Origin of the sequence: Pseudoalteromonas sp. SR43-3, assembly GCF_014163875.1 — a bacterium.
Taxonomy (GTDB): domain Bacteria; phylum Pseudomonadota; class Gammaproteobacteria; order Enterobacterales; family Alteromonadaceae; genus Pseudoalteromonas; species Pseudoalteromonas distincta.
Genome location: NZ_JACJEC010000014.1, coordinates 35,181 through 58,121, shown reverse-complemented (window position 1 = coordinate 58,121; position 22,941 = coordinate 35,181). Strand labels below are relative to the sequence as shown.

Sequence of the window (22,941 nt, the reverse complement as noted above, 5' to 3'; positions counted from 1 at the left end):
AAGTAATCATAAGTTAACCCGCAGTGATATTTATCATTGCCCGTTAGTCCAAATATTCAGTGCCTGAGGAACCCTACCGTGCCTGACATGAAGCTCTTCGCTGGTAACGCAACACCTGAGTTAGCTCAAAAAGTTGCAAAACGTTTATATATTGAATTAGGCGATGCTGTTGTTGGCCGTTTTAGCGACGGTGAGATCAGTGTTCAAATAAATGAAAATGTTCGTGGCTCGGACGTTTTTATCTTGCAATCAACCTGTGCCCCTACAAACGATAACCTGATGGAACTTATCGTTATGGTTGATGCTCTACGTCGTGCATCTGCAGGTCGTATTACTGCCGTCATTCCTTATTTTGGTTATGCGCGCCAAGACCGTCGTGTACGTTCTGCTCGTGTTCCAATTACCGCTAAAGTTGTTGCAGATTTCTTATCAAGTGTTGGTGTTGACCGTGTTCTTACGGTTGATTTACACGCTGAACAAATCCAAGGCTTCTTTGATGTACCTGTAGATAACGTATTTGGCAGCCCTGTATTACTTGAAGATATGAAAGAACGCGACTTTGAAGACGTCGTTGTTGTATCTCCAGATATTGGTGGTGTTGTACGTGCTCGTGCAATTGCAAAACTACTAAACGATACCGATTTAGCAATCATTGATAAACGTCGCCCTCAAGCAAATGTTTCTCAAGTAATGCACATTATTGGTGACGTTGAAGGTCGTGATTGTATTATCGTAGATGATATGATTGATACCGGTGGTACATTGTGTAAAGCCGCAGAAGCACTTAAAGAACATGGCGCTAAGCGTGTATTTGCATACGCAACGCACCCTATCCTTTCAGGTAAAGCAGCCGAAAACTTACGTGACTCAATGATTGATGAAGTAATTGTAACTGACTCAATTCCGCTATCTGATGAGCTTAAAGCCCTTGATAAAGTTAAGGTACTTACGCTTGCTGACATGTTAGCAGAGACTATTCGTCGTATTAGTAACGAAGAATCTATCTCAGCGATGTTTGAACACTAAAATTAAACATTCCTGAATATAAAAGCGCCTTTTGGCGCTTTTTTTGTAAGCGATGTTTATTTTATCTGGGCGTGGTGGTATGATAGCGCGCCTTTTGGCTAGGGACCTTGGTCGCAAAGGCCCTACACATTTAAATAACTGGAGACATCATGTCTAACAAAACTTATACGTATAACGCTGAACTTCGCGTAGAAACTGGTACTGGTGCGAGCCGCCGCCTACGTCGCGAAGACAAAGTTCCTGCAATCCTTTACGGAGCTGATAAAGAAGCTTTATCTCTTACTTTTGCTCATAAAGATATGATCAAAGCTCAAGAAGACGAAGGTTTCTACACGCATATCCTTACGCTTAACGTTGATGGCGAAGCTGTTGAAGTAATCTTAAAAGATATCCAACGTCACCCATTCAAGCCTAAGCTTACTCACCTTGATTTCCAACGTGTAGATGCTACTCATAAATTTCAAACTAAAGTTCCTCTACACTTCATCGGTGAAGAGATTGTAACTAAAGCTGGCGCAACTGTTGTTCACCAGTTAACTGAAGTTGAAATTACGTGTCTTCCAAAAGCACTTCCAGAATTCATTGAAGTAGATGTTTCTAAGTTTGTTGTTGGCGATTCAGTTCATATCTCTGACCTAACTTTCCCTAAAGGCGTTAGCTCTGTAGATTTAGCTAAAGGCGAAGGCCATGATCAGTCTATCCTGACTATCAAAGCAAACAAAGCAGCTCCAGTTGAAGACGACGCTGCAGCAGCAGAATAATATTTAAGGTCTCGCAACCTTGAATTCTATTCAAATGCTTGTGGGCCTGGCTAATCCAGGCCCCGAATACGCAAACACACGCCACAATGCAGGTGCTTGGTTCATCGAGCAAATCGCTGCACGCTATAACTGCACTCTAAAACACGATCCTAAATATCACGGCCTTACAGGCAAAGTGATCATTCAAGGCCAAGAATTCAAATTATTGATCCCCACTACTTACATGAATTTAAGTGGTAAAGCGGTCAGTAGTTTAGCTAATTTTTTCAAAATCCCTGTCGAGGACATTTTAGTTGCCCATGACGAATTGGATTTAGACCCAGGCGTTGCCAAATTAAAAAAAGGTGGCGGGCATGGCGGTCATAATGGTTTAAAAGACATTATTGCAAAAATGGCAAATCAAAAAGACTTTATGCGCTTGCGCATTGGTGTAGGTCATCCGGGGCATCGTGAAATGGTAACTGGTTGGGTGCTTGGAAAAGCGGCCAAAGAAGACCAAGAAAAAATGGATGCTGCTGTTGATGAAGCAGTTCGTTGCATGGAAATACTTGCAAAAGATGGTGTGTTAAAAGCACAAAACAGACTACATTCGTTTAAACCCTAGTAACTTGGGTCCAAGTACACCGTTTAAACGAATTCTAAACAAGGTATCTTACTATGGGTTTTAAATGTGGCATCGTTGGCTTGCCTAACGTAGGTAAATCAACGCTTTTCAATGCACTAACTAAAGCGGGTATTGAAGCCGCTAACTTTCCTTTTTGTACCATTGAGCCTAATACAGGTGTGGTACCTGTGCCAGATCCTCGTCTAGACGAACTTGCTAAAATTGTTAATCCTCAACGAATTCTTACCACTAGTATGGAATTTGTAGACATTGCTGGCTTGGTAAAGGGCGCATCTAAAGGTGAAGGCCTTGGTAACCAGTTTTTAGCTAACATTCGTGAAACCGATGCAATTGGCCACGTAGTTCGCTGTTTTGAAGATGAAAACATCATTCACGTAGCAGGCACTATTGACCCTGCTGACGATATTGACGTAATCAACACTGAGTTAGTACTTGCTGATATGGATAGCGCTGAAAAAGCCCTTTTCCGTAACGCAAAAAAAGCAAAAGGTGGTGATAAAGACGCCAAAGAGCAAAATGCCGTACTTGAAAAAGTAAAAGTGCATCTTGATGAAGGCTTAACTTTACGCGCTTTAGCATTAACTAAAGAAGAAAAAGCAGCAATCAGCTCTATCAACTTCTTAACTATTAAACCAACTATGTATATTGCAAACGTTGCTGAAGATGGTTTTGAAAATAATCCATACCTTGACCGTGTACGCGCTATTGCTGCAGCAGAAGATGCGATTGTTGTTCCTGTATGTGCTGCTATCGAATCTGAGCTTTCAGAATTAGATGACGAAGACAAGCTTGAGTTTATGGCTGATCTTGGCTTAGAAGAGCCCGGCCTTAATCTTGTTATTCGTGGTGGTTATGAATTACTACAATTACAAACTTATTTCACTGCGGGTGTTAAAGAAGTGCGTGCATGGACAATCCCTGTAGGTGCAACAGCGCCACAAGCAGCGGGGAAAATCCATACCGACTTCGAGCGTGGCTTTATTCGTGCGCAAACGATTGCTTTTGACGACTTTGTTGCCTTTAAAGGTGAAAGCGGCGCAAAAGAAGCAGGTAAGATGCGTCAAGAAGGTAAAGAGTACATTGTTAAAGACGGCGATGTAATGAACTTCTTGTTCAACGTATAAGTTAAATGAAACCGAATTAGTATTGGTAATAATTTTAAAGGCTCGTTTTTACGAGCCTTTTTTGTACCTCCAACGTTATAAACTTATAAAATTGATATAGCCCCAACCTAAATGCCTACGTTTAATCTAAAAAAACACACTGCGCAGAAGATCAAACCTCAATAATAAGTACCTCTTAAACAAATTAATGTTAAGATTTAACCAGAGCGTAATAATTTGTTGAATAATCAAACAGCTTCAAACTATTGGTTTTTGCTTTTTTTATTTAGCGACAAATTTTGTATGTGAATTGCACTCAAAAAATCATCATTTTTATTAAAATTTAGCCGCTTAGCTTAATTTTCCTGCAAACAAACACAGTTAAGTGTTTTTTTGCAAAAAAGGTGTTGACGAATTTGGGTCATATCAGCATAATACGCCCCGCACTCAGCGATGAAGTGCTAACAAAAAAAGATGGCTAAGTAGCTCAGCTGGTTAGAGCACATCACTCATAATGATGGGGTCACAGGTTCAAATCCCGTCTTAGCCACCATATTTTTTTGTTGCTCAATGAAGAGTTTAAAATAACTACCTTGTGTGCGGGAGTGGCGGAATTGGTAGACGCGCTGGATTTAGGTTCCAGTATCTTAGGATGTGAGAGTTCAAGTCTCTCCTTCCGCACCATAATTCTTGATAAGAATTAAAACTATCAATTGTTATTGTTGGGATATCGCCAAGCGGTAAGGCACCAGGTTTTGATCCTGGCATTCCCAGGTTCAAATCCTGGTATCCCAGCCAACAATGGCTAAGTAGCTCAGCTGGTTAGAGCACATCACTCATAATGATGGGGTCACAGGTTCAAATCCCGTCTTAGCCACCACTTCTTTTTTTAGAAGTGGCTCTGCAAGAGTTAAATTGCACTCAATGAAGAGTCTAAAATAACTACCTGTGTTTTATAACACAAACGATGCGGGAGTGGCGGAATTGGTAGACGCGCTGGATTTAGGTTCCAGTAACTTCGGTTGTGAGAGTTCAAGTCTCTCTTTCCGCACCATGTTCTTGATACGAACTAAAAATATCAATTAATTCTTTGTTGGGATATCGCCAAGCGGTAAGGCACCAGGTTTTGATCCTGGCATTCCCAGGTTCAAATCCTGGTATCCCAGCCAACTTCTTCTACCAAGGAAAGTTGGATAAAAGAATGACTCTTGCTTAGAGTTTAAATGAGCAAATTAGTGATGCGGGAGTGGCGGAATTGGTAGACGCGCTGGATTTAGGTTCCAGTATCTTAGGATGTGAGAGTTCAAGTCTCTCCTTCCGCACCATGTTCTGATAAGAACTAAAATTATAAAAGAATTCTTTGTTGGGATATCGCCAAGCGGTAAGGCACCAGGTTTTGATCCTGGCATTCCCAGGTTCAAATCCTGGTATCCCAGCCAACTTCTTCTACCAAGGAAAGTTGAATAAAAGAATTACTCTAGCTTAGAGGTTAAATGAGCACATTAGTGATGCGGGAGTGGCGGAATTGGTAGACGCGCTGGATTTAGGTTCCAGTATCTTAGGATGTGAGAGTTCAAGTCTCTCCTTCCGCACCATGTTCTTATTAAGAACTAAAATTAATATCAAATTTATAGTTGGGATATCGCCAAGCGGTAAGGCACCAGGTTTTGATCCTGGCATTCCCAGGTTCAAATCCTGGTATCCCAGCCAATTTGACTTCCTTCTCTAAAACTTCTCAATATTCATTAAATTTAGCTTACTTTTTCTGTACTTAAATATACATTTATAAATTCGTCTATATCTATTGGTTTGCTATATAAATACCCTTGTAAATAATCACAGTTCATACTCAATAGCGCTTGCTCTACTTCTTTGGTTTCTATTCCTTCAGCTACTACATCGCAATTTAATCGGCTCGCCAAAAACAACGTAGATTCTACAATAGCGTAATCAGGCGGATTAATGAGCATATCTTTGATAAACGATTGATCTATTTTTATCTGGTTTATGGGCAACTCCCTTAATAACGATAGTGACGAAAACCCCGTACCAAAATCATCAACACTAAATTTAAATCCACGCATACTTAACTGCTGCATCATTTTTCTTGCTGCGGGTATGTTTGTCATCATTGCCCCTTCTGTAATTTCAAATATTAGTGAATCACTTAAAGTCGGGTCAGTAGTAAGTAAGCTAATTATAAATTCGTAAAACTCGCTGCTTTCAATATCTTTCGTTGATAAGTTGACATGAACAGTACCGGTAAACCCAAACAGTTTAAGTTTTCTAATATGGTTAACTGCTTCTTGTACAACCCATTTCGATAAAACAAAAATAAGCCCTGTACGCTCAGCTACACTTATAAACTTTTCAGGACTAATAAAGCTACCATCAGCTTGCGGCCATCGGATCAGCGCTTCTAGGCCATGCAATTGAATATCTTTGGAGTTCATTATTGGTTGTAAATAAAGCTCGAACTCACCTTTGTGTAACGCGGCTTTAATTTTGACTGATAAATCAAAAAAGTCCTCAGCTCGTTTACCTATTTCAGATGAGTAATTTACTAAAGGTTGAAATGTCTTTTTTGCTTCATGCAGTGCCAAGTTGGCTTTTTTTAGTAACTGGTCGGGTAATCGGCTATCATCTGGGAAACGGCTTACGCCTATACTTAATTGTATTTTAACCATTTGCTCATGTGTACAAAACGGAGCTTTAACGGCTGAGTTTATAATATTTACACAGTGAGCCATGCTTTCATCAGTATCGGTATTCAGTAAAAACGCAAACTCATCCCCCCCTATTCGATATAACTTAGCAATGCCACATAGTTCTTTGCTTAACTTATTAGCAAAAGCAGCCAGTAGTTGATCACCACATTGATGACCAAACGCATCATTAATTTGTTTAAAATTATTTAAATCAATATAAAATAATGCAAATGAAGAAGGGTAATCGACTTGTTTACTCAAGGATTTAAAAAAGTTATTGCGGTTGGGTAAGGTTGTTAAGTTATCGTGCTCAGTTTGATATTTTTGATACTGCGTTGCTTGCTCTATTTTAAGGATGCTTTTCAAACTCAGTTTGACAACTAAGAAAACAAACCCTGCACCACCAAATAATATTGTGGCAACTGCATTTCTTATTATTGGTGCCGTATCGTAATTTGAAAAGTAATAAAGTATCCACCAATACCCTAAAATAAAACAGACAATAGCACATAACAGTACACTCCACGCTCTTTGCGATGTTTTTTTACAAACTTTAAAGGTTGTTTTTAAGCTAGCAACTAGCAGTAGCGCACCTAAAATAATTATTACTGAAAAAAAATTATCCACACATAGGCTCTTTAAAATTATTAAATTGCGGTTTAGTGATATAACCCTAGTCAAATTAAAATTTTATTTAATATAACTGGGTCACTATTTGTCCACTTAAAAACAGACATAAAAAAAGGCTCATAAATGAGCCTTTTTAATCTCTACTTTAAATTTAGCCTAAATCACCGCTAATTGCGTATTTTAAAACCCAGTTTTTTATAGGGCCTGTATTATTAGCCATTTTTAAAAACTGGCTACGTGCCCATTTAAGTGGCGCAACTTGGTTAGAAAAGCCAAAGTAACAGGCATCCATCATGCTCATCATTAATAAATTAGCCTTACGGCGAGCTCGCTCATATTCTTTAAGCGTTAACGGGCGCCCTATATCCGCAGCATTATCTAAAACTTCAGCAAGTGCCACTACATCCTGAAAACCTAAATTTACACCCTGCCCTGCAAGCGGATTTATTGTATGTGCAGCGTCACCGACTAAAACTAAGCGCCCTTGTGAATAGTTGTTAGCATGTTGGCGAGTAAGCGGAAATATTGCATGAGTTTGTACTTCAAAGTCTCCAGCAAGTTCAGGAAATTTATTAAGTATGTGCATTTTTAGCTCAGCTGGGTTTAGCCCTTTAAATGCTTGCAGTGTATTTGCATCGTCGTACCAAATTAAATTAGCGTATGGTGCCTGCATTGGCAAAAATGCGAGTGGCCCACTTGGCGTAAACTGCTGCCATGTTTTAATTTGTTGCGGCGCATCGAGTTTAATTAATACCCCCATACAATGCTGCTGATACTGCCAGCCGGTAATTCCTATATTAGCTTTAGCACGCAGCTGCGATTGTCCGCCATCGGCTGCAATCACTAAATCAGCGGTATAGGTTTGAGCTCCATACACAAGCGTGATTAAATCATCCGTTTGCTCTATTTTAGTAATAGGCGTGGCTTGCTCAATAACCTCAATTTTATAATGATCAAATTGCTGCCATAAACTTGCTTGAATTAAACTATTTTCAATTAAGTGGCCTAAATGCGTGGTGTTTATATCGGCGCAGTCAAACAATAAATTATCACCACCGCGCTCAAATGCCTCTAATTGCTGATAAGGCGCTATGCGGTTTTGTCTTAAAAGCGGCATTGCTCCTAATTCATCAAGTAAATTTTCTGAAAAACGATTAATAGCCGACACTCTAATATCAACCTTATCACTACTAAGAATCTGTGATGGGTCTATTAGGTGTTTTTCGATTATGCGTACGCCAAAGCCCTGTTGAGCAAGCTTTATCGCCATAGCCGCGCCAACCATGCCACCACCAACTACTATCACATTATTTTTAGTCATGTTTTTCATCATTTTATTATTACTTGAGTCTGTTTTGATTGTATCAAAATTAATTTGTTTTATACCAGAGGATATCCCTAACCGCTGATTAAACTCGCCTCGTATTGATTTGAGATCACAAACATGAAAACTATACTTGGATCTGGACGGGTATCCAGCTAAAATACGCCTCCTTTAAGTGAGCATGCTTGCTCCTTAATCCTGTTTCAAGCACATTTTTGTGCCACTATCGAATTGAACACGAGGCTATATTTCAATGAGCAAAAAGCTGCATATTAAAACCTGGGGTTGTCAGATGAACGAATACGACTCTCAGAAAATGGCTGAACTTTTAGATGCCACCAACGGCTACCAGCTAACTGAAGATGCAACAGATGCCGACGTAATCTTACTTAACACCTGTTCAATTCGTGAAAAAGCACAAGAAAAAGTATTTCACCAATTAGGTCGCTGGAAGTTATTAAAAGACGACAAGCCAGATTTAATCATTGGTGTAGGTGGTTGTGTTGCCTCACAAGAAGGTGACTCTATTCGCCAACGTGCGCCATTTGTAGATGTTATTTTTGGTCCGCAAACGCTACACCGTTTACCAGAAATGATTAAACAAGTGCAAGGCGACAAAGGCTCATCGGTTGTTGATATTTCATTCCCAGAGATTGAAAAATTTGACCGTCTGCCAGAGCCAAAAGCAGATGGCCCATCTGCTTTCGTATCAATTATGGAAGGCTGTTCTAAGTACTGTACTTTTTGTGTTGTACCTTATACTCGCGGTGAAGAAGTTAGTCGCCCAGTAGATGACGTACTACTTGAAGTTGCACAACTTGCAGAGCAAGGCGTACGTGAAGTAAATCTTTTAGGTCAAAACGTAAATGCATACCGCGGCGATACGCACGATGGCGAAATTTGTTACTTCTCTGATTTAATTCGTCTTATTGCAGCTATTGATGGTATTGACCGTATTCGTTACACCACATCGCACCCGGTAGAATTTACCCCAGATATAATCGACGTTTACGCCGATGTACCAGAGCTTGTAGATCACTTACATTTACCAGTACAAAGTGGTTCAGACCGTATATTAAACCTAATGAAACGTGGCCATACGGCAATTGAATACAAATCGACAATTCGTAAGTTACGTAAAATTCGTCCTAACTTAAGTATGTCGTCAGATTTCATTATTGGTTTCCCAGGCGAAAGCAAAGAAGACTTTGAAGCAACCATGAAGCTTATTAGCGACATAGGTTTTGATATGAGCTTTAGCTTTATTTACAGCGCACGCCCAGGTACGCCAGCGGCAGATTTGCCGGATGACGTAACAGAGCAAGAGAAAAAAGAACGCTTATACTTACTACAAAACCGTATTACACAAATGGCGCAGCAAATTAGTCGTCAAATGTTCGATACAGAGCAACGTATACTTGTTGAAGGTCCTTCTAAGAAGAACCCTATGGAATTACGTGGCCGTACAGAAAACAACCGTGTAGTAAACTTTGTTGGCCCGCACACTGTGATCGGACAGTTTGTTGATGTACGTATTACCGAAGCACTACCTAACTCTTTACGTGGTGACTTAATTCGTACAGAATCAGAAATGAACTTACGACGTGAAGTCGCTCCTTCAGCTATTTTAACTAAAGCTGCAGCTGCAGAGCCAAAACCAGACACTGTTAACGAAATTGGCGTAGCTACTTTCGTTCCTTAGTCACACAATTAGCGCCAGTTAACGCTGGCGCAGTACTATAGGAAGCAATTTTGAGTAATCAGTTAAAAACATTAGAGATTTATTTAGAACCTGCCGATAACAAACGCCTATCTTCTTTATGTGGCCCGTTTGACGAAAACATCAAACAAATTGAACGCCACCTGGCTGTTGAAATAATTCACCGTGACAACTTTTTTAAAGTAACCGGTAAACTACACAACTGCGCCGGCGCTGTAGAAATCTTAAAAAACCTTTATGTTGATACTCAGCCAGTTCGTGGTGTTTTAGGCGAAATAGAACCCGACGCCGTTCATTTAGCTATTACCGAATCAAAAGCCTTAGAGCAAGATGCATCCAGCAGCGCTTATGGCAAAGAAATGGTTATTAAAACCCGCCGTGGTGTAATTAAACCACGTAACGACAACCAAGGTGTTTATGTGGCTAATATTTTAAACCACGACATTACCTTTGGTATTGGCCCTGCAGGTACTGGTAAAACTTACCTTGCAGTTGCAGCCGCCGTCGACGCTCTTGAGCGCCAAGAAATACGCCGTATATTACTAACGCGCCCTGCTGTAGAAGCTGGCGAAAAGCTTGGCTTTTTACCAGGTGATTTAAGTCAAAAAATAGACCCATACCTGCGCCCTCTTTACGATGCTCTTTTTGAAATGTTAGGTTTTGAAAAAGTAGAAAAACTCATCGAAAAAAATATCATCGAAGTCGCACCGCTTGCTTACATGCGCGGACGTACTTTAAACGATGCCTTTATTATTTTAGATGAAAGCCAAAATACCACCGCCGAGCAAATGAAAATGTTTTTAACCCGTATAGGGTTTAACTCAAAAGCGGTGATTACAGGCGATATTACACAGGTCGATTTACCTCGTGGCACACGCTCAGGCCTTCGCCATGCAATTGAAGTGCTTGATGGCGTAAACGAAATTAGCTTTAACTACTTCAAAGCCCACGACGTAGTACGTCACCCTGTTGTAGCACGCATAGTTGAAGCCTACGAGCGTAACGACGAAAGCGAGCGACTTAAGCGCATTGAAAAGCAAAATGCAAAAGACGCACTCGCTGCTCTTCAACAGCCTACTACTAAAGAGTAATACTTTGACAACCGAACTTGATTTACAAATAGCCTGTGAGTTTGACAACCTCCCAAGCGAGGAACAATTTGCACTATGGGCCGATAAAGCCCTTAGCCAATACCGTGACGAGTCCGAACTCAGTATCGTTATTAGCGACGAAGCGCAATCGCAACAACTTAATAACGACTATCGCGGTAAAAATAAACCGACCAACGTACTGTCGTTCGAATTTGAAGCACCACCAGGCATAGATATTCCTTTGGTTGGTGATTTAATTATTTGCCCAGCCATTGTATTAGCTGAAGCAATTGAGCAAGAGAAGTCATTTCATGACCACTTTGCTCACATGGTTATTCACGGATGCTTGCATTTGCTTGGATTTGACCATATAAAGAGTGAAGACGCTTTAGAGATGGAAAGCATCGAAAAGCAAATACTTGCAGAGCTAAACATAGCAGACCCATACCGGGACGATATTTAAATTAACGGAGCAATTAGACGCAATGAGCGACGGTAACTCGCAATCTAGCCAGGGTTCTTCTGGCAAAACGTGGTTGGGCAGAATAGCCCAAATGTTGCAAGGGGAACCCCAGAATAGAGAAGAGCTGGTCGAAGTTATTGCCGATGCGCAAGAACGAGACGTAATCGATCCAGAAACAAAAGAGATGATAGAAGGTGTGCTTGGCGTGTCTGAGCTTAAAGTGCGAGACATAATGGTTCCGCGCTCACAAATGATCACTCTTGAGATCGACAGCCCGCTTGAAGAACTAATTCCAATGATGGTTGACTCAACTCACTCACGTTTTCCAGTGGTGATTGAAGACAAAGATCATGTAGAAGGTTTTTTACTCGCTAAAGATTTATTGCCACTGATCTTAAATAAAGACGAGCATTTACCATCAATACGCGATTATTTACGCCCAGCAATGGTAGTACCTGAAAGCAAACGTGTTGATACATTGCTAAACGAATTCCGTCAGCAACGCTACCATATGGCTGTAGTTATTGACGAATACGGCGGCGTATCGGGCTTAGTAACGATTGAAGATATTCTTGAAATAATTGTTGGCGAAATCGAAGATGAGCACGACGAAGAAGAAGAACATCAAGATATTCGTCAACTTGCTAAACATGTCCACGTAGTGCAAGCACTCACTCCTGTAGATGACTTTAACGAGCATTTTAAAACAGGCTACAGCACAGACGAAGCCGATACTATTGGCGGAACTGTACTGCACGCATTTGGCCATATGCCAAGCCGTGGTGAAACGATTGACATAGAAGGTTACCAATTTAAAGTAACCAACGCCGACAATCGTCGTATTTTGCAACTGCAAGTCACCGTTCCTAAGGCTGATGATAACGACAGTGAAGAAACTGCTAACTAGACTTACCCTATTAGCAAAAGATAAAAAAGCATGGCTCGCACTCGTTGCGGGCCTTGTTTTAACTTTTGGCTATGCCCCCTTTGAAATTTGGCCCATCGTATTTGTTAGCCTTGGTGCCATAATTTTTTGCGTTAATCCCAATAATACCGGTAAAGCACACGCAAAAACCGCCGCTAAATATGGCTTTATATTTGGCCTAGGCTGGTTTGGTGCAGGTATAAGCTGGGTACATGTTTCTATTGCCACCTTTGGCGGTATGCCGCTTATAGCGTCGCTCTCGTTAATGGCTTTTTTGTGCGCCTACTTAGCATTATTTCCCGCACTTGCCTTTTGGGCAACTACACGCTTTGCCACTGGTCCTAAAAGCTTTGGCGCATTACTAATTGCCTGCTTTGCAATTAGTGAGTATTTACGTGGCACCGTACTTACCGGTTTCCCGTGGTTAAGCTTTGGCTACACACAAACCGACGGACCTTTAAGGCTGCTCGCCCCTTATATTGGCGAGTTTGGCTTAACACTAACATGTGTGGCTATTGGCTTTGCACTATATAGACTTACCCAAAAAGATTTTAAAACCCCGGCGGTTACTGCGACAGCTGTTGCGCTTATTTTTACAGGTGCAAATACCACAGGCAGCATTCATTACACAGATAAAAACATGTCAGTATTGCTCGTACAAGGGAACATACAGCAACACCTGCGCTTTGAGCCAAGTGAGTTTTGGACCACAATGAGCAAATACCAAGACATGACACGTCCACATTGGGATGCCGACTTAATAGTATGGCCAGAAGCCGCAGTGCCTGAAATAGAAATGCTTGCCGATTCCTACCTAGCCAATTTAGACAGTGCCGCCTCGTTTAATCAAACCGCCCTTGTAACCGGTATTGTTGACTACCAGCGAGACACCAAAAATATATTCAACACACTTATTGTGGTCGGTAATAAAGAACGTGGCGACGAGCATGGGCATTACCATTACCTTGATAAAAACCGCTATCAAAAACACCAGCTACTACCTATTGGCGAATTTGTACCGTTTCAAGACTTTTTGCGCCCTATTGCCCCATTATTCGATTTGCCTATGTCATCGTTTACCCGTGGCGAAAAAGTGCAAAACAACTTGCGCGCCAATGGCTATAACCTACTCCCTGCTATTTGCTACGAAATTGTTTTTGCAGATTTAGTACGCGGTAATTACAAAAGCGATTCCGACCTACTCTTTACAGTAAGTAACGATGCCTGGTTTGGTGACTCTATTGGGCCTTTGCAACACATGCAAATAGCCCGTATGCGCGCGCTCGAACTACAACGCCCTCTAGTGCGTGTTACTAACAATGGTGTAAGCGCCGTATACGACCCTATAAGCCACACACAACAAACCATGCCTCAGTTTGAAGCTACCATATTGAAAGCCAAAATAAAGCTTATAAAAGGCGACAGCGTGTACAGCCAATACGGCAATGTGTTTGTGTGGGGATTTGTGTTGTTGATGGGAGTTGTTGGGTTTGGGGTTAGGTTGAGAAAGTGAATTAAAATTAATAGCTGTCGGTGGACAGCTATTTAAAAAAGTGTTTATTGTTGGGTTTCGCTTCGCTCTACCCAACCTACGCAAATTTACTTTTTAATCTAGCCTATGCTAAAAATATAACGAGCTTTGTTCTATTTTTAATGCTTGGTGTTGCTCAATATCAGGTTTAAAAAGTTAAACTCGACTGTAATTTATAATTGGATTTTCACAGATAAACTCACCACCTTTAACGGCATACATCAATACAATATTGAGATTGAGCCTAAATGCCGACCGACTTTAACTTTATCGGTATGCGACTTTATTTCACTTACTTGCGGGAGTTTAATTAAGTATCAAATTTAAATGAGGTTAGCATACAGCATAGTAACATTTTATCGTAACCCGACTATTGGCGTCCACGCTCCCAACTAAATAACTTTTTAGTCATAACTACTCGTTATGCTTTTTGCTTTCTATGGGGGTAGTTTACAGCAACTATCAAAACCACTTAAACTTTAGCTTTGCTGTGTGTACTCTGCTCACCTGTGGCCTCAGTAGATTACAATGAATATCAATATAGCTACTTTTATTTGGTTCTATAAAAATATCATCGCTTTTACCTAAACAATTACCAACAAACTTTCCGTTTTTATCGAATGTAGATGCTATAACACCACCTGCATATATGCTTTCATTGGTGGTATTTTTTAACTCGGCAGTTATTCTTACTCGCCCATTTTCTTTAAAGATATCAGAAAGGGTAAGTTTATAATCACTATTTAAGTCGTCAGTGCCCTCCAATGCTTTATTTGATACCTGCTCTTTAAAGCCACTATCAACTTCTGCGGCTATTGTTAGCGCGTACACACTGATACCACCGAGTGTTGCTATTACAAACCCTATCCCCCAAAAAAAGCCCTTTATAGCCTCATTAAAATTATTACTCATTTAATTCCCTTTTAATTTTTCACTACTAAATTTCGTTAACAATATACCCAAAATTACTCCTTTCACTAACCTAGTATATAAATTAAGACTTATTTTTGTAATAAGCTTTTTAAACCATAGTACCAACTAAGCGCTGCCACCGTGCCATGAGTTTCTTCTTCAAAGTAACGTTGATTTATATATAAACTGTTACTCGGGTGCGCTTTTAGTTTTTTAGCAAGCTCTAAGCCCCATTTATAATTAGCCTCTCCAATTTCACCAAAAGCTGCATTATTAGCAAAAGTAAAATATACATTGCCTTTAAGCTGCTTATTTATAAGCTGTTGCTCGTCAAAATAACGATTGAGATAATTATTATCCCAAAGATAGGTTGCATCAATAATTAAGTAATCAGTAAATAAAGAGTGATTGGTAAGTAAAACATAACTTGCGAACAAGCCGCCGAAGATTCCCCAATTAATACCTGCTTATTTGATGTACGGTAATTTTTATTAATGAAGGGAATAAGTTCTTTTTCAAAAAAAGCGGTGTAGTTTGCGGCATTGCCAATGTTTTCAAATTTTTCGAGTAGCTTGCCGTTAAAAGTCCAATCGACATTGGTAGGGGTAAAGTCGCGCTCTCTTATCGCATTTTTACTATTAGGAACAGCGACAATAATTGCTTGTTGAATTTGTTTTTCTAGCCGCTCAGTACTGAGTGCTTCAACAAGCCCCGCTAAGGCTTTTAAATGGGTTGGGTCGCCATCAAGCAAGTAAATAACAGGATATACTAGTTCGAGGTTTTGCTTGTAGCTTGGCGGTAAATAAACACTATAACTGCGCTGCTCACCTAAAATAATAGACTTAAGCTGATGTTTTTTTGCTAACACAATATTTTCTGACGCATACGAAGCAGTAATAAAATACAGATAACTAAACGCCATTAATAAAGCTTTCATAACCATCCTTGTAATTAATAAGAGCAAACTTAACTTTTTACAGTCTCTTCTACCGTTTCAACATTTACAACTTGATTCAAGTTGCCTTTAATAACCACTGTTGCTGATATTTTATCTTGAATGGCTTGTCTGTTTGGGTCCCAATATATCTGTAAAAACCCTAACAAGCCTGTGGCAAAGCCTGCGCCGTAGCCGCCGTAGCGACCAAAACAATCTAATAAACCTAATGGCTCACCGCTTAAGGCAACCACACGAATATTACATACCTTTTTACCCGGTGTTTGGCCGCGCCAAAGTAACGAGAACAACGTAAAGTAAACAGCAGCCCAGCCAAAACCTAAGCCTAAGTCTTGAATAATGCCTTTGCTCCACTGCAAAATACTATTTGTGCTTGTTTGTGCAGGTTTTTCTTCTATTAACTGTGCAGGCTTTATTTCGTTATTTTCACTGAGCACTAATAATTGTAAAAGTACGGTAGCAAGTTGTGGGTTTTGTAGGTCATCCATTTCTGCTAATTTGGGAACTTGCCCAATTAAATTATCAAGCGCGTTTTGTTGGCAAGGTTGCTCACAGCTGTCATCGGCTGTTTGCGCTAAATAAGTATTTACCTGTTGTTTTTCTGTGGGAGTAAGCTGAATTTCATCTTGTATTTTTACGCCCTGAACAGCTAAACCTTGATCAGTGTTATCGTCTTCTAGGTAATCAATGCCAATTGAAAGCACAGTAAGTGCGCTTACAAATAAAATACTTGCTGCCGTTATTTTTAAGATTCTTCGCCACACATTCGACATTTTCGGAAGGTATTGCTGAGCTGTACCTTTATAAAAAGCCATTGCAGCAACAAATGCTATTAAAGCCGCGCTGAGTTTGGCTGCTAAAAATATCAGTGCAACATCAATAATAATCGCTAGTGCACGCTGAATAGGTGTAGCTAAAGGCAAGCCCAGTAAAGCACTGTCAATTTTAAAGGCGTAGGGTGTAATAACTTCTCGGGTTTCAGAATTTGATAATTCTAATTGTTCTATCTCTTTGGCTTTCATTTATTTTCTTGTTATTAAAATAGGTAACCCGGTTAACTTACGCGTTTTTTATTTTTTGCTCAAGATAAAGCTAATAGAATCAGTGCACAAAAAAGGGCTGCATAAAATGCAGCCCTTCATTTTTTACTCAATGTTTATTACTTACTAGCAATTATACCGTTGGATAATCGGTATAGCCTTGTTCTGCGCCACCAAATAAGGTGTCGGGGTTGTGGCTGTTAAGAGGCTTGCCTTGCTTTAAGCGTGCTGGTAAGTCTGGGTTTGATACAAACGGGCGACCAAAGCCAATCATGTCGGCCCAGCCTTCGCTAAGTGCTTTGTCTGCGCGCTCTTTGGTGTACTTACCTGCGTAAATTAATACACCACTGTAGGCTTTGCGAATCGATTTTTTAAATTCGACACTCATTAAAGGTGCGTCATCCCAATCGGCTTCGGCTATATGCATGTAACCTACACTGGCTTTATTTAATGCCTCAGAAACCGCTAAGTAAGTTTCTTCAGGGTTTTCGTCTACTGTGCCATTAAGAGTTGTTAACGGGGCAAATCTTACGCCTACTTTACTGCTACCAATTTCGTCGCTAACAGCATGTACCACTTCAATTAAAAAGCGTATGCGGTTTTGCACACTGCCGCCATATTCATCGGTGCGAGCATTTGACTCTGAGTCTAAAAATTGATTAATAAGGTAACCATTTGCAGCATGAAGCTCTATACCATCAAACCCTGCATTAACTGCATTTTTAGCTGCTTGGCGAAATTCACCTATGACATGCGTAATATCTTGTTTGCTCATTTCGCGTGGGAGTTGGGTGTCTACAAACCCCGGTGCGCCGTTTGTATCTACAAATACTTTTACGTTTTTTGCGGCAATGCCCGAGGCTGAAATAGGCTGCACGCCACCGGTGTTGTCACTGTGGGTAACACGGCCAACATGCCAAAGCTGAGCAAACATCACTCCACCAGCGCTATGTACTGCGCTTGTTACTTTACTCCAGCCTGCAACTTGCTCATTTGAATAAATACCCGGAGTCCAAGCGTAACCTTTACCAAGCTCACTAATTTGCGTGCCTTCGCTTACAATTAGCCCGGCACTTGCGCGCTGTGCGTAATATGTTGCCATTAAGTCGTTAGCTATATCGCCGGGCTGTGTTGAACGCGAGCGGGTCATTGGGGGCATAACAATACGGTTTTTTAATGTTTTACCTGCAAGTTCTATTGGTTCAAAAAGTAATGTCATAATGCCTCCTAAGTTTGATTGCGCTCATAATAACGTAACCAAGCACCTGCAAAAACAACAAAAACTGCAAAATAGTTTTGTGGTATCTGCAATAAAGCCACAAAGTAAAACACATTAACTTTAGGTGAACTAAATGTATTTTATTGACTCATAACAGCACTATTATGTTGAGGGTTTGATGTGAATAAAGGGAATGCATGGCCGTGGGTTATCTCGTTTTGTATACACGCTATTGTGTTGTACTTTTTGTTTTCGCAATCTATTAAAGTTGCGCCGCCAAAGGAGGAAAAAAACGCAATAATACAGGCCTATGTTACGGTTAATTTAGCAAGCCTACCTAAGCCAAGCTCAGTTGTTACAACAACCAATGCGCCTGATATAAAACCTGTAAACACTAAAACTGATGCACCAAATTCAGCAACCTCTAACACTACACCTATAAAAAAAGATTCTACAAAAGCCAAAGTAAGGGTAACTAAAAAAACGCAAGCCAAAACCATCACGTTACCAAAGGCACAAACAGAGCTTAAAAAAGACCCTGTAAAACCTGTTGAACCCCTGGTAGCGGCGCCTTCAGAGCCTACAACAAAAGCTTCTCAAACATTTAAAAAGCTAAATCCATACGCGCCGCTATTTGGCTCTCCTGTAAATAATATGACTCATAAAAAAATGGTCTCCTTTGGTGAAGATAAAAGCTCTGAAAATGAAGAGATAAACAATAAGCCCACAATTAAAACACCAGTAAAATCTGATAATTCAGAAGTTATTAACCAAAATACAACAGGCACACGACGATTAGAAAAATTTAACGGTAAATGCTATTTAATTGATACTTCCACCGTATTTGGTAGTAATGGCATGCCTCAAGGTAGCGGTAAACCCTGTCCTGAGGATAAAACTGATAAAGAAATTATGTTTGAAAAAATCATGAAAAAATGGAGCCGTAAAAATAATTAACTTTAAATAAGTGAACAAATAATATGTTTATCCGTATTGATAAGCTTAAAGTAATTAGGAGTAAGCCATGATCACCAAACAACTATCCTCACTTTTTGTATTTAATTTATTAGTTGTAAGTGCACAAGCTAATGCAAACCAGCGCTGGTACGTTGTTAACGACTCAGTAATGGGCGGTGTATCTAATAGCCAAGTAACACAAACTCAAGAAAGTTTGCTTTTTACAGGCAATGTTTCGCTTGATAATAACGGCGGTTTTGCATCAATACGTACAGAGCTAAGTACACAAAGCCAAAATACTAAAGCTATAGCGCTGCGTGTTAAAGGTGATGGACAAATCTATCAGCTTAGGCTCAGAACTACCAATTACCTTGATGGCGCAGCGTACACTCACTCATTTAAAACAGTAAAAAATGAATGGGTAGATATAAACTTTGCTCCGAGTGATTTTACTTTAACGTATCGCGGCCGCGTGCTTGAGCAACAACCGATTATTGATTTTGACGATATAAAACAGCTAGGCTTTATGATTGCAGGTAAGCAAGAAGGTAAGTTTAAACTTGAAGTGGGTAAAATTGAGTTTAAAAGCTAATCAAGCAGCAAGCTTTGGCATTGAGCGGTGTAATCATGAGCGCGAATGGTTGCGCTACTTTCGGTGTACTATTTAGCCCTACTAGCAAAAAGCCCCACTTTATTAAAGTAGGGCTTATACCAATTTATTAAACTAACTCATTGCTTACTTAGTGCTTTGGTTATCTTGTGAGAGCGCAATAAGTGCAAGCGCCGCATTTAGACGAGTATTTAAATTATTATAAATAGTCATTCCAAACACACCGATAATACAAACTATTAAACCCATTTGTAGGTTAACGCTCATCTCTAGTAAAAAAACAGCTGCAACTAGTAAGCATAGCGCTAATGCATAAATAATAGATTGAAAGGTAAAGTTATTATCACCTTTGGCTATTTTAAGTAATTCATCTTTATTCATAATTTACTTCCTTGTTATTTAATCACTAAGACTCAATTGCCAGTAGCTCTACTTCAAAAATAAGTACTGAGGCAGGAGGAATACTCCCTACACGTTTTTCGCCGTATGCTAATTGGTGCGGTACATAAAAAATGTATTTATCGCCTGGGCTCATCAGTTGTAAGCCCTCAGTCCAACCTTTAATCACTTGGTGTAAGCCAAAGCTAATCGGTGTTTTACGCTCTACTGAGCTGTCAAATACAGTGCCGTCGATTAGTATGCCGTGGTAATGCACGTTAACCATACTTGTTGGGCTTGGTGTGTTTTCACTCTCACCTTTGTGTACTATTTTGAACTGCAAGCCAGAAGCTGTTTCTACTACACCTTCTACTTTTGCGTTAGCGGCTAAGTAATCTGCCCCTATTTTTGCATTTATGCCTGCTTGCTGTTTTGCTTTTTTACTATTTTGAAATATTAAAAAACAAAAAATGGCGATAACCACCGCCAAAATTATATTGATCATTATTAACCTTTTTCGTTATCTAGTTCTTCGTCTTTTTCGTCATCGTTATCGCCATTTACTATGTCGGCAATTTCTTTAAGGCGAGCAAGCGCAATTCCGTTTACTGAGTTTTCTGGATACTGGTCATCAATAATATCGCCAGCTTCTATATCCATTAACAGGTTAAGCGCTTGGTCTACAGTTTCAACTGCGTAAATATTAAATTTACCTGCCTCAACTGCATTAAGTATTTCGTCATCAAGCACTAAGTTAACTTGGTTTGATTTAGGAATGATAACGCCTTGCGAACCTGTTAAGCCACGCATTTTACACAGTTTAAAAAAGCCTTCTATTTTTTCGTTTACGCCACCAATAGCCTGTACATCACCATGTTGGTTAATAGAGCCTGTCAGTGCAATTGATTGGCTAATAGGTAGGCTTGTAATAGACGAAATAAGCGCACACAACTCTGCCAAAGATGCACTATCGCCATCTATATAACCGTAGCTTTGCTCAATAGCGATATTAGCGCTAAGCGTTAAGCTAAAGTGCTGCGCGTATTTATTACCTAAATAACCGGTAAGTAGCATTACCCCTTTTGAGTGAATTGCTTTACCAAGCTCGGCTTCACGTTCAACATCTATTACGCCATCGGCGCCAGCATAAACCGTTGCCGTGATACGCGCAGGGGTACCAAATGAGGTATCGCCAATGTGTAATACGGTTAAACCATTTACTTTACCAATGGCTTGGCCGTCGGTTGCAATAAGTGTGTGACCTTCTTTTATATCGCTTAGCATGTTTTCACTAATTTGGCCGGTACGGTATTGCTTACCTTCAATGGCTTCATCAATATGATGCGCATCTACAACAGTTAATTTATCTTGTTTTGCGTAGTAACTTGCCTCTGCAACTAATTCAAGTACATCAGCAAAGCGCGCAGAAAGCTTATTGTGATGCTCTGCTTGGCGGTAGCTAAACTTAAGTAAACGCACCATAGCTGCTTGTGTGGTAGTGCACTTTAATGTTTGCTCGCAGTACTCGGTAACTTTAGTTATAAATTGGTACTGTAATTTATCGCTACTTGGTAAGTAGTAATCAAAGTCAGCTAATACTCTAAATAACTCTGCAAACTCTTCATCGTATTCACCTATGGTGTAATACAGTTCACGCGAGCCTAATAAAATAATTTTCACGTCAAGCGGTATAAGCTGCGGGCGAAGTGTAAAACTACTGCCTACTGAGCTATCTTGATACGGTAAGTCGTTTTTAATTTGATGCGTTTTAAGCGAAAGTTTTAAACCATCCCACACTTGAGGGTTAGCCATTACCTTTTCAGCATCCATAATTAAATAACCGCCATTAGCACGGTGCAATGCTCCCGGCTGAATAGAGCGATAACTGGTAATTAAAGACCCTTGCGATGTGGAATACTCAATTTTACCAAATATATTACCAAATGTTGGATTGGGCTCGTACACCACGGGTGCTGCATCGTCTTCTTTAAACTCAACTAAAATATTAGGTGCAAAAAAGTCGGTAAGCATGCCTTTACGATCAAAGTCTTCTTTGCTTTCTTCGCTTTCGTCTTCGTCATCGAGCCACTCAAGTACCGCGTCTATAATTTCAACGCGTATATCTTTTAAATAACGCAGTACACCAATATGAGTTGCATATTTATGTTCTAAGTCTTTTAAAAGCGGTTTTGTGGCCTGCTCTGCAGTCGACTTTTTAAGATTACGCTGTTTTTCTTTTGATTCGCGCTTCCAGCGTGGCAGCTCAATTAACGCTTCTATTAATGCATCTTCTAGCTTTTCAATTTTTTCAAAAAACTCTTCGCGTAACGTTTCTTCAAGTTCGCCAAATTCGCTATCGCTTAATTGTTTACCATCTACAAGCGGTGCAAACCCAACTGAATTTTTTTCTTCGACTAATGCAACACTTTGCTCAAATGCCGCAATTTCTACTGCGGTAATAGCACTGTCGTAGGCATCGTTAAATTCACGGTCGATTGATTTTTTTTTGCGTTGATATCCTGGGTTATCAAATGCAGCAGGAAATGTGTCGAGTACTTCATCTAAAAATGAATCTATGTCGTCACTAAGTTGCTTACTTTGCCCTGCATGCATAAACAGCGCGATAGGCTCTCTGTGGTCATCGTAATTATTTACGTATAGCCATTCGTTTGGGGTTGGGCGGTCTTTTGCGTGTTGCTTAAGTTTATCTTTAACAAGCGTAAAACGCCCATGGGCAGCCTCGCCCATTACATAAACGTTGTAACCAGGTAGTTCCATCCCTAAAGAGAAATCTAAGGCACTTTGGGCGCGTTGTTGGCCTATAAATGTTAGTTGCTCGGGGTATGGATTGCTCATACACGTATGTACGTGATTAGTAGAAATACTCGGTGCGAGCTTTGAAACAGATAGTGGCAGCAATTTTTTCGTCATTCTAACTTCTTTTTTTACCAACATATTCGCTG

Annotated in this window: 21 protein-coding genes and 10 tRNA genes; 21 read left to right on the top strand and 10 right to left on the bottom strand. The window is 40.1% G+C overall.

All coding sequences use genetic code 11. The features are described 5' to 3' along the window. The first annotated feature begins 78 nt into the window (after window positions 1-78). The 14 genes from H5088_RS14905 (at window position 79) to H5088_RS14840 (ending at window position 5,225) form a co-directional block, all read left to right on the top strand. A complete protein-coding gene (locus tag H5088_RS14905) occupies window positions 79-1,026 on the top strand; it encodes a ribose-phosphate pyrophosphokinase (RefSeq protein ID WP_002958550.1) in 948 nt (315 codons plus the stop codon). A 149-nt stretch (window positions 1,027-1,175) separates the two neighbouring features. Further along, complete coding sequence (locus tag H5088_RS14900; RefSeq protein ID WP_002958549.1) at window positions 1,176-1,787, top strand: 50S ribosomal protein L25/general stress protein Ctc; 612 nt, start codon at window positions 1,176-1,178, stop codon at window positions 1,785-1,787. A gap of 19 nt (window positions 1,788-1,806) precedes the next feature. Next, a complete protein-coding gene (pth, locus tag H5088_RS14895; RefSeq protein ID WP_002958548.1) occupies window positions 1,807-2,391 on the top strand; it encodes an aminoacyl-tRNA hydrolase in 585 nt (194 codons plus the stop codon). Between the two features lie 53 nt (window positions 2,392-2,444). Beyond that, window positions 2,445-3,536: a redox-regulated ATPase YchF gene (gene ychF / locus H5088_RS14890; protein ID WP_182753487.1), complete on the top strand. Its 1,092-nt coding sequence runs from the start codon at window positions 2,445-2,447 to the stop codon at window positions 3,534-3,536. A gap of 455 nt (window positions 3,537-3,991) precedes the next feature. Further along, a tRNA-Met gene (locus tag H5088_RS14885) sits at window positions 3,992-4,068 on the top strand. A 46-nt stretch (window positions 4,069-4,114) separates the two neighbouring features. Next, window positions 4,115-4,199: transfer RNA gene (locus tag H5088_RS14880), tRNA-Leu, on the top strand. Window positions 4,200-4,238: 39 nt separating this feature from the next. Then, window positions 4,239-4,313 (top strand) — tRNA-Gln (locus H5088_RS14875). A 5-nt stretch (window positions 4,314-4,318) separates the two neighbouring features. Next, window positions 4,319-4,395, top strand: a tRNA-Met gene (locus H5088_RS14870). An 89-nt stretch (window positions 4,396-4,484) separates the two neighbouring features. After that, a tRNA-Leu gene (locus tag H5088_RS14865) sits at window positions 4,485-4,569 on the top strand. A gap of 40 nt (window positions 4,570-4,609) precedes the next feature. Continuing rightward, window positions 4,610-4,684 (top strand) — tRNA-Gln (locus tag H5088_RS14860). Window positions 4,685-4,755: 71 nt separating this feature from the next. Beyond that, window positions 4,756-4,840 (top strand) — tRNA-Leu (locus tag H5088_RS14855). 39 nt (window positions 4,841-4,879) lie between these two features. Further along, window positions 4,880-4,954: transfer RNA gene (locus H5088_RS14850), tRNA-Gln, on the top strand. A gap of 71 nt (window positions 4,955-5,025) precedes the next feature. After that, window positions 5,026-5,110: transfer RNA gene (locus tag H5088_RS14845), tRNA-Leu, on the top strand. A 40-nt stretch (window positions 5,111-5,150) separates the two neighbouring features. Further along, window positions 5,151-5,225, top strand: a tRNA-Gln gene (locus H5088_RS14840). Between the two features lie 41 nt (window positions 5,226-5,266). On the opposite strand, the gene H5088_RS14835 is transcribed toward H5088_RS14840, so the two are convergent. After that, the gene (locus H5088_RS14835; protein WP_182753485.1) at window positions 5,267-6,850 is read right to left on the bottom strand and encodes a bifunctional diguanylate cyclase/phosphodiesterase; all 1,584 of its coding nucleotides are present in this window, start codon (window positions 6,848-6,850) and stop codon (window positions 5,267-5,269) included. Between the two features lie 154 nt (window positions 6,851-7,004). Then, window positions 7,005-8,174: an FAD-dependent monooxygenase gene (locus H5088_RS14830; protein WP_259398122.1), complete on the bottom strand. Its 1,170-nt coding sequence runs from the start codon at window positions 8,172-8,174 to the stop codon at window positions 7,005-7,007. Between the two features lie 256 nt (window positions 8,175-8,430). On the opposite strand from H5088_RS14830, the gene miaB reads away from it, so the two are divergent. Genes miaB through lnt form a run of 5 tightly spaced genes read left to right on the top strand, consistent with a single transcriptional unit; the run spans window position 8,431 to window position 13,889 of the window. Beyond that, the gene (gene miaB / locus H5088_RS14825) at window positions 8,431-9,879 is read left to right on the top strand and encodes a tRNA (N6-isopentenyl adenosine(37)-C2)-methylthiotransferase MiaB (RefSeq protein ID WP_002958544.1); all 1,449 of its coding nucleotides are present in this window, start codon (window positions 8,431-8,433) and stop codon (window positions 9,877-9,879) included. Window positions 9,880-9,929: 50 nt separating this feature from the next. Next, window positions 9,930-10,988 (top strand): PhoH family protein, encoded by a 1,059-nt coding sequence (locus H5088_RS14820; protein WP_002958543.1) that lies wholly within the window; start codon window positions 9,930-9,932, stop codon window positions 10,986-10,988. 4 nt (window positions 10,989-10,992) lie between these two features. Next, on the top strand, window positions 10,993-11,451 hold the full coding sequence (gene ybeY / locus H5088_RS14815) for an rRNA maturation RNase YbeY (RefSeq protein ID WP_182671337.1): 459 nt from the start codon (window positions 10,993-10,995) through the stop codon (window positions 11,449-11,451). Window positions 11,452-11,473: 22 nt separating this feature from the next. After that, window positions 11,474-12,358 carry a CNNM family magnesium/cobalt transport protein CorC gene (corC, locus tag H5088_RS14810; protein ID WP_002958541.1) on the top strand — a complete coding sequence of 295 codons (885 nt, stop codon included), beginning with the start codon at window positions 11,474-11,476 and terminating at the stop codon, window positions 12,356-12,358. After that, window positions 12,339-13,889, top strand: a complete 1,551-nt coding sequence (lnt, locus tag H5088_RS14805; RefSeq protein WP_182753481.1) for an apolipoprotein N-acyltransferase — start codon at window positions 12,339-12,341, stop codon at window positions 13,887-13,889. Before corC ends, lnt begins: the two co-directional genes overlap by 20 nt. A 480-nt stretch (window positions 13,890-14,369) precedes the next feature. On the opposite strand, the gene H5088_RS14800 is transcribed toward lnt, so the two are convergent. The 5 genes from H5088_RS14800 to H5088_RS14785 form a co-directional block, all read right to left on the bottom strand. Next, window positions 14,370-14,819 carry an ATPase gene (locus H5088_RS14800; protein WP_182753479.1) on the bottom strand — a complete coding sequence of 150 codons (450 nt, stop codon included), beginning with the start codon at window positions 14,817-14,819 and terminating at the stop codon, window positions 14,370-14,372. 89 nt (window positions 14,820-14,908) lie between these two features. Then, the gene (locus H5088_RS20350; RefSeq protein WP_259398121.1) at window positions 14,909-15,256 is read right to left on the bottom strand and encodes a hypothetical protein; all 348 of its coding nucleotides are present in this window, start codon (window positions 15,254-15,256) and stop codon (window positions 14,909-14,911) included. Next, entirely contained in the window at window positions 15,202-15,756 is a 555-nt protein-coding gene (locus H5088_RS14795; protein WP_259398120.1) for an alpha/beta hydrolase, read from the bottom strand. Before H5088_RS14795 ends, H5088_RS20350 begins: the two co-directional genes overlap by 55 nt. A 29-nt stretch (window positions 15,757-15,785) precedes the next feature. Further along, window positions 15,786-16,796 (bottom strand): RDD family protein, encoded by a 1,011-nt coding sequence (locus H5088_RS14790; RefSeq protein WP_182753477.1) that lies wholly within the window; start codon window positions 16,794-16,796, stop codon window positions 15,786-15,788. A gap of 151 nt (window positions 16,797-16,947) precedes the next feature. Continuing rightward, on the bottom strand, window positions 16,948-18,033 hold the full coding sequence (locus H5088_RS14785; protein ID WP_182753475.1) for an alkene reductase: 1,086 nt from the start codon (window positions 18,031-18,033) through the stop codon (window positions 16,948-16,950). A 180-nt stretch (window positions 18,034-18,213) separates the two neighbouring features. Here H5088_RS14785 and H5088_RS14780 point away from each other — a divergent pair, with 180 nt between their 5' ends. Together H5088_RS14780 and H5088_RS14775 are read left to right on the top strand one after the other, a co-directional pair. Next, entirely contained in the window at window positions 18,214-18,990 is a 777-nt protein-coding gene (locus H5088_RS14780; RefSeq protein WP_182753473.1) for a hypothetical protein, read from the top strand. A 67-nt stretch (window positions 18,991-19,057) separates the two neighbouring features. Beyond that, window positions 19,058-19,582, top strand: a complete 525-nt coding sequence (locus tag H5088_RS14775) for a CIA30 family protein (RefSeq protein WP_182694060.1) — start codon at window positions 19,058-19,060, stop codon at window positions 19,580-19,582. A gap of 144 nt (window positions 19,583-19,726) precedes the next feature. Here the strand turns inward: H5088_RS14775 and H5088_RS14770 are convergent, their stop codons facing one another. Genes H5088_RS14770 through H5088_RS14760 form a run of 3 tightly spaced genes read right to left on the bottom strand, consistent with a single transcriptional unit; the run spans window position 19,727 to window position 22,909 of the window. Beyond that, a complete protein-coding gene (locus tag H5088_RS14770) occupies window positions 19,727-19,981 on the bottom strand; it encodes a hypothetical protein (RefSeq protein ID WP_182753471.1) in 255 nt (84 codons plus the stop codon). 25 nt (window positions 19,982-20,006) lie between these two features. Further along, window positions 20,007-20,483 (bottom strand): FKBP-type peptidyl-prolyl cis-trans isomerase, encoded by a 477-nt coding sequence (locus H5088_RS14765; protein ID WP_182753469.1) that lies wholly within the window; start codon window positions 20,481-20,483, stop codon window positions 20,007-20,009. A gap of 2 nt (window positions 20,484-20,485) precedes the next feature. Further along, entirely contained in the window at window positions 20,486-22,909 is a 2,424-nt protein-coding gene (locus tag H5088_RS14760) for a Lon protease family protein (protein ID WP_024594702.1), read from the bottom strand. Between the last annotated feature and the right edge of the window lie 32 nt (window positions 22,910-22,941).